Raw genomic sequence first — 11940 nt, forward strand, 5'->3', positions numbered from 1 at the left:
TCGTGCCTCGTGCCTCGTGCCTCGTGCCTCGTGCCTCGTGCTACAATTGGCGCATAGTGTAATGGCAGCAGCCACTTCTTTGTTGAACTACTGCCCTCAGGCGTGAGCGGCTATGATGCTGCGCTAGACGCCTGGTGGATACGGCGTTTCATTTCCTGGATAACGGATGGCAGGCCGTCAAAAATGGCCTGCCCGATCAGGAAGTGTCCGATATTCAGTTCACGGATTTCAGGAAGAGCTGCAACCGGGCCAACGTTTTCAAATGTCAGCCCGTGCCCGGCATGTACTTCCAGCCCGGCAGCATGGGCCTGCGTGGCGGCAGCGCGCAGGCGGTCCAGTTCACCCACGCGGCCTTCCGCATACGCGCCGGTGTGCAGTTCCACCACCTGAGCACCAGCCGTGACGGAGGCTTCCACCTGCGCAGGGTCTGGGTCAATGAACAGGGAAACCCGAATTCCCTTGCTGGCCAAAGCGCGTACGCGGGGTGTCAGGCTTTCCAATTGGCCTGCAACATCCAGCCCGCCTTCGGTTGTCACTTCCTCGCGCCGTTCAGGCACAATGCAGCAGGCGTGGGGCACAAGCGCGCAGGCCAGTGCAACCATTTCATCCGTTGCGGCCATTTCCATGTTCAGCGGGGCAGAAAGCTCCGTGCGCAGGCGTTTGAGGTCCGCATCCCGGATATGGCGGCGGTCTTCGCGCAGATGGGCGGTAATGCCATCGGCCCCGGCCTGCACGGCCAGCAGGGCGGCGGCTACCGGGTCAGGGTGGGTGCCGCCGCGGGCGTTGCGCACGGTGGCAACGTGGTCAATGTTCACACCAAGCCGGATAGGGGAGCGGGTTGCTGTGGTCATGCGGTCTTCTTTCTGTTTTCGCTCAACTGCGCCGCCAGCCGCAGGGCGGCTAACAGGCTGGACGGATCAGCCAGCCCCTGCCCGGCAATATCAAAAGCCGTGCCATGGTCAGGGGATGTGCGGATAATGGGCAGGCCAAGCGTTACATTCACGCCTTCCGCCATATCCAGTGTTTTTAACGGAATCAGCCCCTGATCATGATACATGCACAGGGCAACATCATATTTTGCCCGAGCCTGTGGAGTGAAAAGTGTATCCGGAGGGTAGGGGCCGGTAATGTCCATACCTTCAGCCCGCAGGGCGGTGATGGCGGGCAGGATGATGTCCTGTTCCTCAGATCCCATCAGTCCGTTTTCTCCCGCATGGGGGTTCAGCCCTGCAACGGCCAGACGCGGGGCCGAAAGCGCAAAATCACGTTGCAACCCTTTTGCCACCGTGCGGGCTGTCTGTATGATCAGGTTTGTCGAGAGCTGATCAATAGCTTTGCGGAGCGCTACATGTACCGTAACCGGCACCACCCGCAGGGATGGGCCAGCCAGCATCATCACATCCTGCCCCGGCACCCCGCACAGTTCCGCCAGATAAGATGTATGGCCGGGATGCGCAAAGCCGGTTTTCTGCACTACTTCCTTGCTGATGGGGTTGGTGACGACCGCACTTGCCGCACCATCCAGAACAAGGGCAACGGCTTTGGCAATGCTGTCTATCACGCTGGGCGCATTGCGGCTGTCCGGTGTGCCGGGTATGGCTGGCGCGGCCAGACCCAGCGGCAGAACCGGAATGGCGGAGGGAAAAACCGCTTCCGCCTCCGCAATGGAGGAGACCACCTGCACGGGGGCGGTACCTTCCAGCAATTCTGGTGCGCCCAGAAACACAAACGCAGGGCCACTGTGGCGCACTGCCTGCCAGGCTTTGACAGTAATTTCCGGCCCGATGCCTGCCGGGTCTCCCTGTGTCAGAACCAGCATGGCGTTTTTTCCTTACTGTGGGGCGTTGCCGGTCAGCGCATAAAGAACGCGGATCCAGGAGCGGATACCTTTGTGAAAACAGGTGAGATCATATTTCTCGTTGGGGGAATGGACCCGATCGTCTTCCAGACCAAAACCGATGAGCAGAGAGTCCATACCCAGTGCCTGCTGCACTTCGGTCACCACGGGAATGGAGCCACCGCAGCCAATAACGGCGGCAGGGTGCTGCCATTCTGCTTCCAGTGCGGTCAGGGCCGGGGGCAGGAAGGGCATATTGGCGGAAACAATGCTGGCGCGTGAGCCACCATGCGGCACAAACTCGGCTGAGCAGTCAGCAGGCAGGCGGGCCTGCACATGGGCGCGGAAGGCTGCGCGAATTTTCTCAGGGTCCTGATCACCGACAAGGCGGAAGGAAACCTTGGCCATGGCCTTGGAGGGGAGAACGGTCTTGAAGCCCTTTTCCTCATACCCACCGCTGATCCCGTTGATCTCGCAGCTCGGGCGGCACCATGTCTGTTCCAGTGCGGTGTAGCCAATTTCGCCAGCAGGCAGGCTCAGGCCAACCGGGGCCAGACCTTCCTGATCCGTAGGGCCAATCTTGCGCCACAGGGCGCGGGTTTCTTCCGGAATAACCGGAACGCCCTCATAAAAGCCCGGCAGAGTCACGCGGCCGGTGGCGCCGTCACGCAGATCGGACAGGATATCGCACAGGAGTTGGATCGGGTTGCGCGCGGCGTTGCCATACATGCCGGAGTGCAGATCCCGATTGGCGCAGGTTATGGTCACTTCTTCCCCCACCATGCCACGCAGCATGGTGGTAATGGCGGGCATGCCACGCGCGAGCATCCCGGTGTCACAGATCAACGCGACATCGGCTTTCAGTTCGTCACGGTTGGCCTCCAGAAACGGCAGCAGGTTCACGCCGCCAGATTCTTCCTCGCCCTCAATCAGCACGGTCACGGAAAGTGGCAACGTGCCATCAGCAGCCTTCAGGGCGCGGCAGGCTTCAAGGAAGGTCATCACCTGTCCCTTGTCATCCGCAGCACCTCGGGCCGTGATTTCCATGTCGCCCGTGGGGCCTTTGACCATCACGGGTTCAAACGGTGCGGAATGCCACAGATCCAGCGGGTCTACCGGCTGAACGTCATAATGCCCGTAAAACAGAACATGGGGTGCGCCCGCGGGGCCTTTGGCGTGGCCCACAACCATCGGGTGGCCGGGGGTTTCACGCACGCTGGCCTCAAACCCGATTTCTTTCAGGGTGTCCACCAGCCATTCTGCGGCTTTGCGGCAGTCTGGCGCGTGTTCGGGTTGGGTGGAGATACTGGGGATGCGCAGCAGATCAAAAAGACGGCTCAGGCTGGCGTCCAACCCTGTGTCTGCCTGCGTCAGTGCGGCCTGTACGGTCATGTGCGTAACCCTCTGTTTCTCAATCCTGGTGCGTGGAGAAAAGCATCTCCGCCACTTTACATCCTGTTACAGAGTGCAATCCCACGAATAGGGCGGAGAGAAAAGGTCAGAACCCGTTTGGCGTGAAGTCTGCCAGAAACTGATAGAGCACGTTGGGCATGTAGCCATACTCAACCATCATCACCGCGTTGGGGTTCATCCGTGCATACCATTCGGGGTTGAAATGCTCGGAAAGAACAACATGGTTCGGCAGGGTTCTGTCTGTGTGCAGGAACTGCCTAAAAGGGGGCAAAGGCTCGTCTGAAGCCTCTGCAGGACAGTTTTGAAGATAGACATCTGGGTTGAAGAATAAATGGCCTGATCGTTTTTCCTGATCCCCTACGCGCAGATAATGATCATACCCGTTAGCAAAGCCCTGGCTGGCCAGCGCCTGCGCGTTCGCGTCTGCAAAGCGGGTGGTATAGTAGCGTTCAGAGAACAGATAGTGTGGGGACTGTGTTTTGAACCCGATCTGACAGTAATGTTCAAAACCGGAGCGATACTGGCCAGAGGCAAGGGCTTCCTGTGCTTCCCGGCAGTTCCGCCTGTACCATTCCTCATCAAAATAGCGGTTGGGGGAATGGCCGGAAAACGCGCCCTGGCTTTGATACCATATGGCCAGATCCTCATCCGAGAGTGTGGCGGCATCGCCCAGCACATCCTTGTATTCCTGCCGATACCAGACAGGGTCAAACGCCTGCCACAGAGGGGGGAACTGGGCTACTGTCATCACACTGCTTTCCGGATACTGAACAAAAACCGCCGGGGCATTAAGGAAGGAAAAGGCTCAGACTTCTGCGCGGCGGTTACGCCACAGTTGCGCAAAATCAATCTGCTGAATCACAACGGGCAGGAAGCCAGCTTCACGGCTGAGGGTCGCCAGCACATGGCGTGCACCCGGAAACAGCAGGCGCGGCGCTTCTATCAGAAGAAGCGGCTCAAAGGTTTCTGCGGTGGAATTCTGTAGCGTAAAGAGACCAGCGTAGGTCAGGCTGGCTTCAAACAAGGGTGTGGGTTGTTCACCGTTATTACCGGCCGCAGTCTGGCCACGGCATTGCAGAACAAGCTCCACCTCAAAGTTCGGCTGGTTTTCCCCCAACTGGTGGGCGCGGACATCAACCGCGATGGCAATGTGCGGGCGTTCCTGCGCGCGCATGTAAACAGCCGGCGCGTTGACCGTCTGGAAGGTGACGGTCTTGCTGTATTGTATGCCCATCAGAATGGTGGGATTGCCCCGGCCCATATTCATGCCGCCATCAACGGAGTCTATCGTGTGTTCGTTATGATCGGACATGTGGGGCAGGAACTCCTTATGATTGTTTGGCTTAAAGCTGAATGCGAAAGAAAATTTCAGTGACTGATATGTCTGGCAGCAGTAACAGATTAGCTCTGGATGTGCGAGACCCCACCTTGGTGTTTTGTCCTGTGCGCAGGCGGGCGGGTCATGGCGGAGCCTTGATAGTCCTTGCTCTTCCAGCAACGTGAGGGTACCACAAAACCATGATCAGACTGACTGTTGTTATCCCGTTTTTGCTGGCGCTTGTTGTCTTCAGCGCCAGTAATCAGGACCCGCTGGATATGTGGTTGCTCACATATAGCTGGAAATGTTCTGCAGGTGTTCTGGCGCTGATTGTCGCTGCCGTCGCCTTTATCATGGGGGCTTTCTGCCTCTGGGCGGCTGAACTTGTGCAGCGCCGCCGGGCGCGCAAGGCTGAACAACTGGTGCGTGAGCTTGAAGCCCAGCTTGCCCAGGTGCAGGCGGCTTCTGCCGCAACCCACGTGGTGGAGCATCCGCAGGGCGCCCCGACTGCTGCCGTTATTCCTCCTCCTTCTGAAGATTCCATTTAATGGCACGTCAAACCGGCCTTATTGCCGCATTGGACACACAGGACCCCGCCACAGCTAAAGCATGGGCGCAGGCGGTGGGCCCTTCTGCCGGGGCTGTTAAACTGGGGCTGGAGTTTGCCTATGCGGCGGGCTTTCAGGCTGTCGCGGATGTTGCAGGCAGCACGCCCTTGTTCCTGGACCTGAAACTGCATGACATCCCCAATACGGTGGGTGCCGCTGTTCGGGCACTGTCTTACCTGCGACCCAGAATGCTGACCCTGCATGCGTCAGGCGGCAGGGCCATGATGGAAGCGGCGCGTCAGGCGTGTGATGAAGCATTCCCGGCTGATGCCCGGCCAGCCCTTCTGGCTGTAACAGTGCTGACCAGCCTTGATGACCACGCTCTGGCAGAAACGGGTGTGGCGGATGGCGCACGGGCACAGGTTCTGCGCCTTGGTAAACTGGCCATGCAGGCCGGCATAGACGGGCTTGTCTGCTCAGCCCATGAGATTGCATCTCTCCGTGATGCGTTGGGAGATGCTCCTTTGTTGGTAACGCCAGGTATCCGCCCAGCGGGGAGTCAGGCAGGGGACCAGAAACGCGTCATGACGCCCGGTGAAGCGCGTCAGGCCGGGGCCGACTGGATTGTGGTCGGGCGTCCCATCACGCAGGCGGCTGACCCGGCCGCAGCGGCAGCGGCAATCGCGGCAGAACTGGCTGGGTAATGGCGCAACCGCTGGGAGACACGATGCCGCATCGGGGCGTGAAAATCTGTGGTCTGACAGAGGAAGCGGGTTTTGATGCCTGCGTGGAGCACGGAGCCGACTGGATCGGCTTTGTCTTCTTTGAGCGCTCCCCCCGCAATATCACGCCCCAGCAGGCGGACCGCCTTTCCCGTCGGCATGCAGGTGGCCCCAAAAGGGTGGGTCTGTTTGTGCATCCAGATGATGACGCGCTGGCCCGTGTGCTGGATGGTGTGAAGCTGGATATCCTGCAACTCTATGCCTCACCGGAGCGGGCGTTGGCACTCAGCCAACGGTTGGGCGTGCCGGTCTGGCTTTCCCAGCCTGTATCCAGCCGCGCGGAACTCCCGACAGGTTGCCTGGTTGACCGGCTGTTGATCGAGCCAAAACCGCCCGCACAGGCTACCCGGCCGGGTGGCAACGCCCAGAAGCTGGACTGGTCCATGCTGCACGACTGGCATCCGCCTTTTCCGTGGATGCTGGCGGGAGGGCTGAACCCGGAAAACGTGGAAGAGGCCGTGACTCTCACGGGTGCGCCAGCCGTGGATGTTTCGTCCGGTGTGGAAAGCGCACCGGGCGTTAAAAGCCCCGAGGCCATAAAACGCTTCATCCAGAACGCCCGGAAACCACATTTTTCCGTTTAAAACGTGTGAGGGGGAGAATTTCCTCTTGCCAGTTTCGCTGATCTTGCTATTACCACACCCGCGCCGGAGAGATGGCCGAGCGGCTTAAGGCGCACGCTTGGAAAGCGTGTGTACGTTAATAGCGTACCGAGGGTTCGAATCCCTCTCTCTCCGCCAGTCAATCAAAAACATAGTAAAAACAACCACTTAGACCTTGTTGTCGGTAGTCCATGCGTTCCGTGTCGGTAGTAGCTTGTCGGTAGTCCTTCCACGATGAAGAAGGCGCTCGATATGCACGGATTGCGGAGAACTGGCGGGCTAACTTGGTATGCTCGTTTGTCTATTCCCAGAGACAGATGGATTGATGCAGGGAAAGCCTATGGGAAGCCTTCAGGCATCCTTCAGGAGCGGGTTGTTTCCCTTCAGACCAGAGACCTCAAGGAAGCCATTAGGCGGAGGGACAAGGCTCTTGCACATCTCCGTGCTGAGGTGGACGCAAAGCTGATTGCTGCTGGCTTTGCGCCTCTTGCAGGAGACTGGAAGCCGGACTGGATGGAAGAAGACGCCCTGCTTGCAGAGGCCCTTGCTGCCAGAAAGCGCATACAGGCGGCTTCTGATGTGGGAGAGGATGAAGAGGGCTACCCAGACAGCCCAATGCACCGGCTGATTGATGGCATGGACGATATGCTGTCTGAGCGAGCTGCTGAACTGGACAACAAGGGACTGGACGGAGCCGCCTATCTGACCCGGTTCCGGGAGATTGCCACAGGGACCGCAACGCCCTTTGGTTCCTTTATGAACCGTTGGCGGAGGGAAAGAGAACAGGATGTGTCTGCCTCCACTCTGCATATGGAAGGCGCAAGCCTCAGGCACTTTGGAACCTATCTTGCAGAGAAACAGGGCAGGGGCACACCCAAGGACCCTATGGCGTTCCTTGAGCAGCAGGTGATTGAAGACATACCGCTCCCTGTTATTGGCGAATATTCAGAATGGCTGTTCGAGAAAGGGCTCAGCCCCAAGACTATAGGGCGGCAAATCAGTTCCCTGAAGGTTCTGTGGGATTGGTGCCTACGCAAGCACATCCTCTCAGGTGCCAATCCATGGGCAGGGGCCACAGCAGGGCTCAAGAAAAGAGCCGAAAAAATGGGAAAGACACGTGGGAGGGTTGTCGCATACACAGCCGATGAACTGGTCCTCCTTCTGAAAGCGGACCCCGATGAAGGAAGGCGCTGGGCTTGGGGCTCAGCCATTCATGACCTGATGCGTCTTGCGCTCCTGACAGGGGCCAGAGAGAACGAACTGTGCAGTCTGTCGATCAGCAGGATTGTCAACAGGGATGGGGAGTGGGGGCCATTATGGGGCATCACTGTGCTGGCATCGGAGGCCAAGACAGACAATTCTGTTAGGAGCGTGCCCCTTCATCCTCTCGTCAGGCCAATCATTGAAAGAAGACTGGCTGCTGCCATTGCTACAGGGAAATTAGATGCACCGCTGTTCCCTGAGTGCAAGCCGGGTGGTCCGGGGATGAAGAGGGGCTACTATTTCGCCAAAAGGTTCACGACCTTCAGGCGGGATGTGCTTGGGGATGCTTCAGGCCGTGTGGTGACGTTCCATAGCTTCAGGAAGTGCTTTGGCACGTTCATGCGTAGGGCATCGGTAGCAGGTGTGTCTGAATGTCAGTTATCGGTCGCTCAGAAGCTGATGGGCCACAAGCCCCAGACCATCACAGAGTCCGTTTATATGGAACAGCACATGCCGTGGCCCTCCTATGAAGCGGCCATTCTGGGTATGGTTGACAAGGGGATGCCAGAGGCTGTGAAGGACGCTCTGCCTCTCTAGGCGCTGTCTGCCTTCATGGGTTTCGGACCACAAGAGCTACATAGGCAGAATAATGAGCCCTTTGGCTCTTGGTTGTCTGAAGTCCTTCATTGCACCCTTAGACAGAAACCTACTACAGAAGAACACCAGACCAAGAAACACCACCCCTTACAGGGTATAGTTCATAAATCCTAGAGTAACATGTTCTTGTTGTTCTTTATCTGGTCTTTGTGTCCGAGAGCATGTAAGGCATTTATCCACTATCTACAGACACCACAAAGAACACCTACCTTAATGTTGTCTTGATAGGTGTTCCTACCCCCTCTTTACTAGACCTGTCTGCATGAACTAGACGGTAGTCTTATAGGGGATAAGTCGGAAGGTTTCGGACCAAAAGATGGAAAATAGCAGCCAGACTCACTCTGTCACGGAATTGCAGGATGCTGACGTGTTGTCTCTGGCCCGTGAGCCTTCGGGAGACTGTGCTCAAAAGTTAGTGGATGATGTGTCTGAGTGTATTCGTCCCTTGGTTGTCAGGAAGTCAGACAGTAACCAGCCACCTTCAGGAAGAGAGCGGGACAAAGGCAGGGACAAACGCACAAGAGAAACAGGCATCATTCTGGCCGGTTTGATGCGGAAAGGCTTTAGGGGCAAATGGTGTCGGGTAAATGAAGGGCATAGCGGCTGGTTCTGGGCTACTAGTCGTAAACTGCCTTTCGGGCACAATGCGTTCTGGAAGAAAACCAGAGCCCTGATAGAGCTTGGTCTGCTTGATTATGTGTCTGGCAAAGGGTGGAAGGATATATGGGGTAGCTGGCAGGGCGAAGGAGCCCGTTTACGGCCCTCTCAGGCCCTTTTGCGGCTTGCTGAGTCCTATGGCTGCACCAAGGAAACAGCCTTCTCAGACTGGCCTCTGAGGGCTCCTGCGCCAGTGTCTGACATTGCTGAGCCAGTGCAAATAGAGCCTTTTCCAGACAGCCGAAACACAGGAACAGAGCCAGCTCCCCAAGACCTTCTGCTCTTCATGCAGCGCCTACAGGACGTTATTGCTCACCACAGGTTTTCAGGATGTGCCAGACCCGTTTTGCAGATGAAGTTCATAGGCTCCCTGTCCTTTCATGGGCGCATCTATGCAAAAGGGGCAGACAACTATCAGTCTATGGCCCGTGAGGACCGGCAATTCATCAAGATTGACGGTGAGCCTGTGCAGGAGGTGGACATATCGGCTGCTTCCCTGTCAATTGCACTTCTTCTGTCCGGCCATGCGCTTCCTCCGGGCGACCTATACTCCTTGCCCGGAATTGATGCCGCTAAGCACAGGAAAGCCGTCAAACAGTGGTTTGTGGCTACCTTTGGGGCAGGCAAGCCCTGTTCCAGATGGTCTGACCGTGTGGATGCAAAGATAAGGAGCACCATCAAGGCCACAACCATCAAACAGGCAGCTTTGAGGCACTATCCATTCCTCGGAAAGCTGGACCATATCGTGCCGGACAGCATCATGCAGACAGTCCCTACGGGTTACCGAGAGAAAGCTGTGGGGCAATATCTGATTTCTGTTGAAGCTCAGATCATGCGGAGAGCCATGGAAGATATAGTAGGTCAGGGAGGCGTTGCTCTGCCGCTACATGATGCCCTTCTTGTTCCGGTGTCTTGGGCTGATAAAGCGCAGAAGGCCATTGAACAGGCCAGTCACAGGCTTCTGGGGAATACTCTGCGAGTGAAGGTGTCCAAATAAGAGAAGACACCATGTCGCCACCAGTCTTCCGAATGGCAGGTAAGACTTCCGAAGTGACCCATTTCTTGAACCTTTTGGCGCTCGGTTTGCGGCTTGTGAGGATAAGCGAGTAGAGGCCGCTTTCGTTGATTGCAGTTACAGTCTGCCTTCTTCCGATGGTGTCGGTAATAACTACACCATCCTTTTCATCATCATCCAGACGATCAGCCGCGTCACGTGAGTTGCGGATTTCCAGAACCTTGCAAACATCTGCAAGGACCCACCAAGGTTCACCGTTCAGCATGATGGTGCGGATTGCCTGAGGCTAATGGACTTCTGAGCACTCCAATGCTCCACTAGCGGACCACATGCACCGTTCTTCCCGTGGAGCTTTCCCCGGCATGATCTCGGTGAACGTAGTTAAATCGCGGATACCTCCGGCAGGGCGGCCTGCTGTCAGCAGACTTTCGCTTCTATTTTGTTCTGCGGTGTCCTGTTGAGAGAGAAGCCATTCATCTTGCTGAGTAGGTGGTTTTTCTTGTGTTGCAGCTGCATCTGGCAGCATGTTTTCATGGGCTTTTGTTGGGTTGGTGAAACTATGAACCGTGTTGCTTGCTGCTGCCATTGAAGAGATATTGTCTGCTAGCGAGATTATTCCGAAAACTGCTATAGTAGCCGTTTTCCGTAAAATGGAGAGGGTAAGTTTTCTTTGTTCTGGAATAAACTGAAGATGCATCTTTCAGACCTATCGCTAGTTTTTGCCAAAGTAGGCAACCAACCAAGAGTGAAAAACACCATTCCGAAAAGGGTGACCTATCAGTCTCTCTTCCTGCAAAGCCAGAGACCACGGACCACCACGGTCCCTATCATAGCGCCAAGGCACAAAAAGGCTGTGAGCATGTCTATCTCCTTCCTCTGATTTCGAGGTCATAGGGAGAGCGGCCAAAAGCTATTGGGACTAGCTGATACCCAATCCTCCCCCCTTGTTTGCCTTCCCAGACCCTGCCAGACCTGAGAAGGCATCACACTGAAACTATAGACTCAACAAAGGAAAAGCCATGACGGAAGATGAACGCTCTGGCCGTCTGGCTCTATATCACAGTAGCCAAGAGCTGTCATGCGCCTCAGAAGCAGCACTTGGCTGCTCATAGGCTTCCTCCGCATGTAAGAAACCACATGGAAACAGACTACCCACCTCACCTCATTATTACAGAAGGGGCTGGACAACTATCTCGTGCAGTATTTCAGATTCGTGGAAATATTTCATGCGTCAAAAGGACGGGTCAGATGGAAATTCTTTCGTCGTTTTCAGTGTGTCATGGGATCGGGCAATTCGGGAAACAGCACTTTCACTGAGTCCATAGGTTGTTGCCAGAGACTTGAGTGTCATTCCGTTTTTCCTTTTTGCGCTGATATCCCGTTTTTGTGCGGTGGTCAGTCTGGATGGTCGTCCCATCTGCTTGCCCTGCTGGATGGCCCTGACCCGACCCTCGGATGTTCTTGTTCTAATCAGATCGCGCTCGACATCAGCGAGGCCTCCAAGGACAGCAAGCATCAGTCGTCCGGTGCTGGTGCTCGTATCAGTCCATGGTTCCGCTATTGAATGAAACTGTGCCTTTTTATTCGTAATATCTTTAACTATAGAAAAGAGATCGAAAGTGCTCCGGGCGAGTCTGTCGATACGCGTGACAACCATGATGTCACCTTCACCCAACAAGGCAATCAGCTTTTTAAGCTGTGAGCGCTCGGAATCAGCGCCGCTTGCTTTTTCGCGGTAAATTTTTACGCAACCAAATTCTTTTAAAGTTTTTACTTGTATATCAAGGGTCTGTCCAACTGTGCTGACCCGCGCATACCCTATTTTCTGCCCCATGCTCCACCTCTTTTCCGTGCAGGAAAGGGGCATCTTAGCACGATGTCTGTTTGAGTAATTCCTGATTTACGCAA

General features: G+C 56.1%; 12 protein-coding genes, 1 tRNA gene and 1 pseudogene. 6 read left to right on the plus strand and 8 right to left on the minus strand.

Annotated elements, in window-relative coordinates; genetic code table 11:
• Positions 1-110: 110 nt before the first annotated feature.
• The 5 genes from AD948_RS01325 to AD948_RS01345 all read right to left on the minus strand — a co-directional run bounded on the left by AD948_RS01325 (position 111) and on the right by AD948_RS01345 (position 4562).
• Positions 111-851, minus strand: a complete 741-nt coding sequence (locus tag AD948_RS01325; protein ID WP_061470355.1) for a pyridoxine 5'-phosphate synthase — start codon at positions 849-851, stop codon at positions 111-113.
• Positions 848-1819 (minus strand): 4-hydroxythreonine-4-phosphate dehydrogenase PdxA, encoded by a 972-nt coding sequence (pdxA, locus tag AD948_RS01330; protein ID WP_061470356.1) that lies wholly within the window; start codon positions 1817-1819, stop codon positions 848-850. Before pdxA ends, AD948_RS01325 begins: the two co-directional genes overlap by 4 nt.
• Positions 1820-1831: 12 nt before the next feature.
• The gene (locus AD948_RS01335; protein WP_061470357.1) at positions 1832-3229 is read right to left on the minus strand and encodes a M20/M25/M40 family metallo-hydrolase; all 1398 of its coding nucleotides are present in this window, start codon (positions 3227-3229) and stop codon (positions 1832-1834) included.
• Between the two features lie 106 nt (positions 3230-3335).
• Positions 3336-3998, minus strand: a complete 663-nt coding sequence (locus AD948_RS01340) for a hypothetical protein (protein WP_035380179.1) — start codon at positions 3996-3998, stop codon at positions 3336-3338.
• 57 nt (positions 3999-4055) lie between these two features.
• Positions 4056-4562, minus strand: coding sequence for a protein-export chaperone SecB (locus AD948_RS01345; RefSeq protein ID WP_248845873.1), 507 nt, complete (start codon positions 4560-4562; stop codon positions 4056-4058).
• Positions 4563-4768: 206 nt separating this feature from the next.
• On the opposite strand from AD948_RS01345, the gene AD948_RS01350 reads away from it, so the two are divergent.
• From AD948_RS01350 to AD948_RS18575, 6 genes are all read left to right on the plus strand, one after another.
• The gene (locus tag AD948_RS01350) at positions 4769-5116 is read left to right on the plus strand and encodes a LapA family protein (RefSeq protein ID WP_061470358.1); all 348 of its coding nucleotides are present in this window, start codon (positions 4769-4771) and stop codon (positions 5114-5116) included.
• Positions 5116-5820, plus strand: a complete 705-nt coding sequence (pyrF, locus tag AD948_RS01355) for an orotidine-5'-phosphate decarboxylase (RefSeq protein ID WP_061470359.1) — start codon at positions 5116-5118, stop codon at positions 5818-5820. Before AD948_RS01350 ends, pyrF begins: the two co-directional genes overlap by 1 nt.
• Positions 5820-6482, plus strand: coding sequence for a phosphoribosylanthranilate isomerase (locus tag AD948_RS01360; protein ID WP_082782241.1), 663 nt, complete (start codon positions 5820-5822; stop codon positions 6480-6482). The genes pyrF and AD948_RS01360 overlap by 1 nt, the downstream gene beginning before the upstream one ends.
• Before the next feature lie 65 nt (positions 6483-6547).
• Positions 6548-6638 (plus strand) — tRNA-Ser (locus AD948_RS01365).
• Positions 6639-6797: 159 nt separating this feature from the next.
• Positions 6798-8300, plus strand: a complete 1503-nt coding sequence (locus AD948_RS01370) for a tyrosine-type recombinase/integrase (RefSeq protein WP_227005074.1) — start codon at positions 6798-6800, stop codon at positions 8298-8300.
• A 376-nt stretch (positions 8301-8676) separates the two neighbouring features.
• Positions 8677-10014 (plus strand): hypothetical protein, encoded by a 1338-nt coding sequence (locus AD948_RS18575; protein ID WP_061470361.1) that lies wholly within the window; start codon positions 8677-8679, stop codon positions 10012-10014.
• Between the two features lie 19 nt (positions 10015-10033).
• On the opposite strand, the pseudogene AD948_RS18580 reads toward AD948_RS18575, so the two are convergent.
• From AD948_RS18580 to AD948_RS01385, 3 genes and pseudogenes are all read right to left on the minus strand, one after another.
• Positions 10034-10297 (minus strand): annotated as a pseudogene (locus AD948_RS18580) (BRO-N domain-containing protein); the annotation flags it as partial.
• Between the two features lie 21 nt (positions 10298-10318).
• Positions 10319-10729, minus strand: a complete 411-nt coding sequence (locus AD948_RS01380) for a hypothetical protein (RefSeq protein ID WP_006559660.1) — start codon at positions 10727-10729, stop codon at positions 10319-10321.
• A gap of 534 nt (positions 10730-11263) precedes the next feature.
• Positions 11264-11866, minus strand: a complete 603-nt coding sequence (locus tag AD948_RS01385) for a recombinase family protein (protein ID WP_061470364.1) — start codon at positions 11864-11866, stop codon at positions 11264-11266.
• Positions 11867-11940 lie beyond the last annotated feature (74 nt).

The organism is Acetobacter senegalensis, from assembly GCF_001580995.1.
GTDB lineage: Bacteria > Pseudomonadota > Alphaproteobacteria > Acetobacterales > Acetobacteraceae > Acetobacter > Acetobacter senegalensis.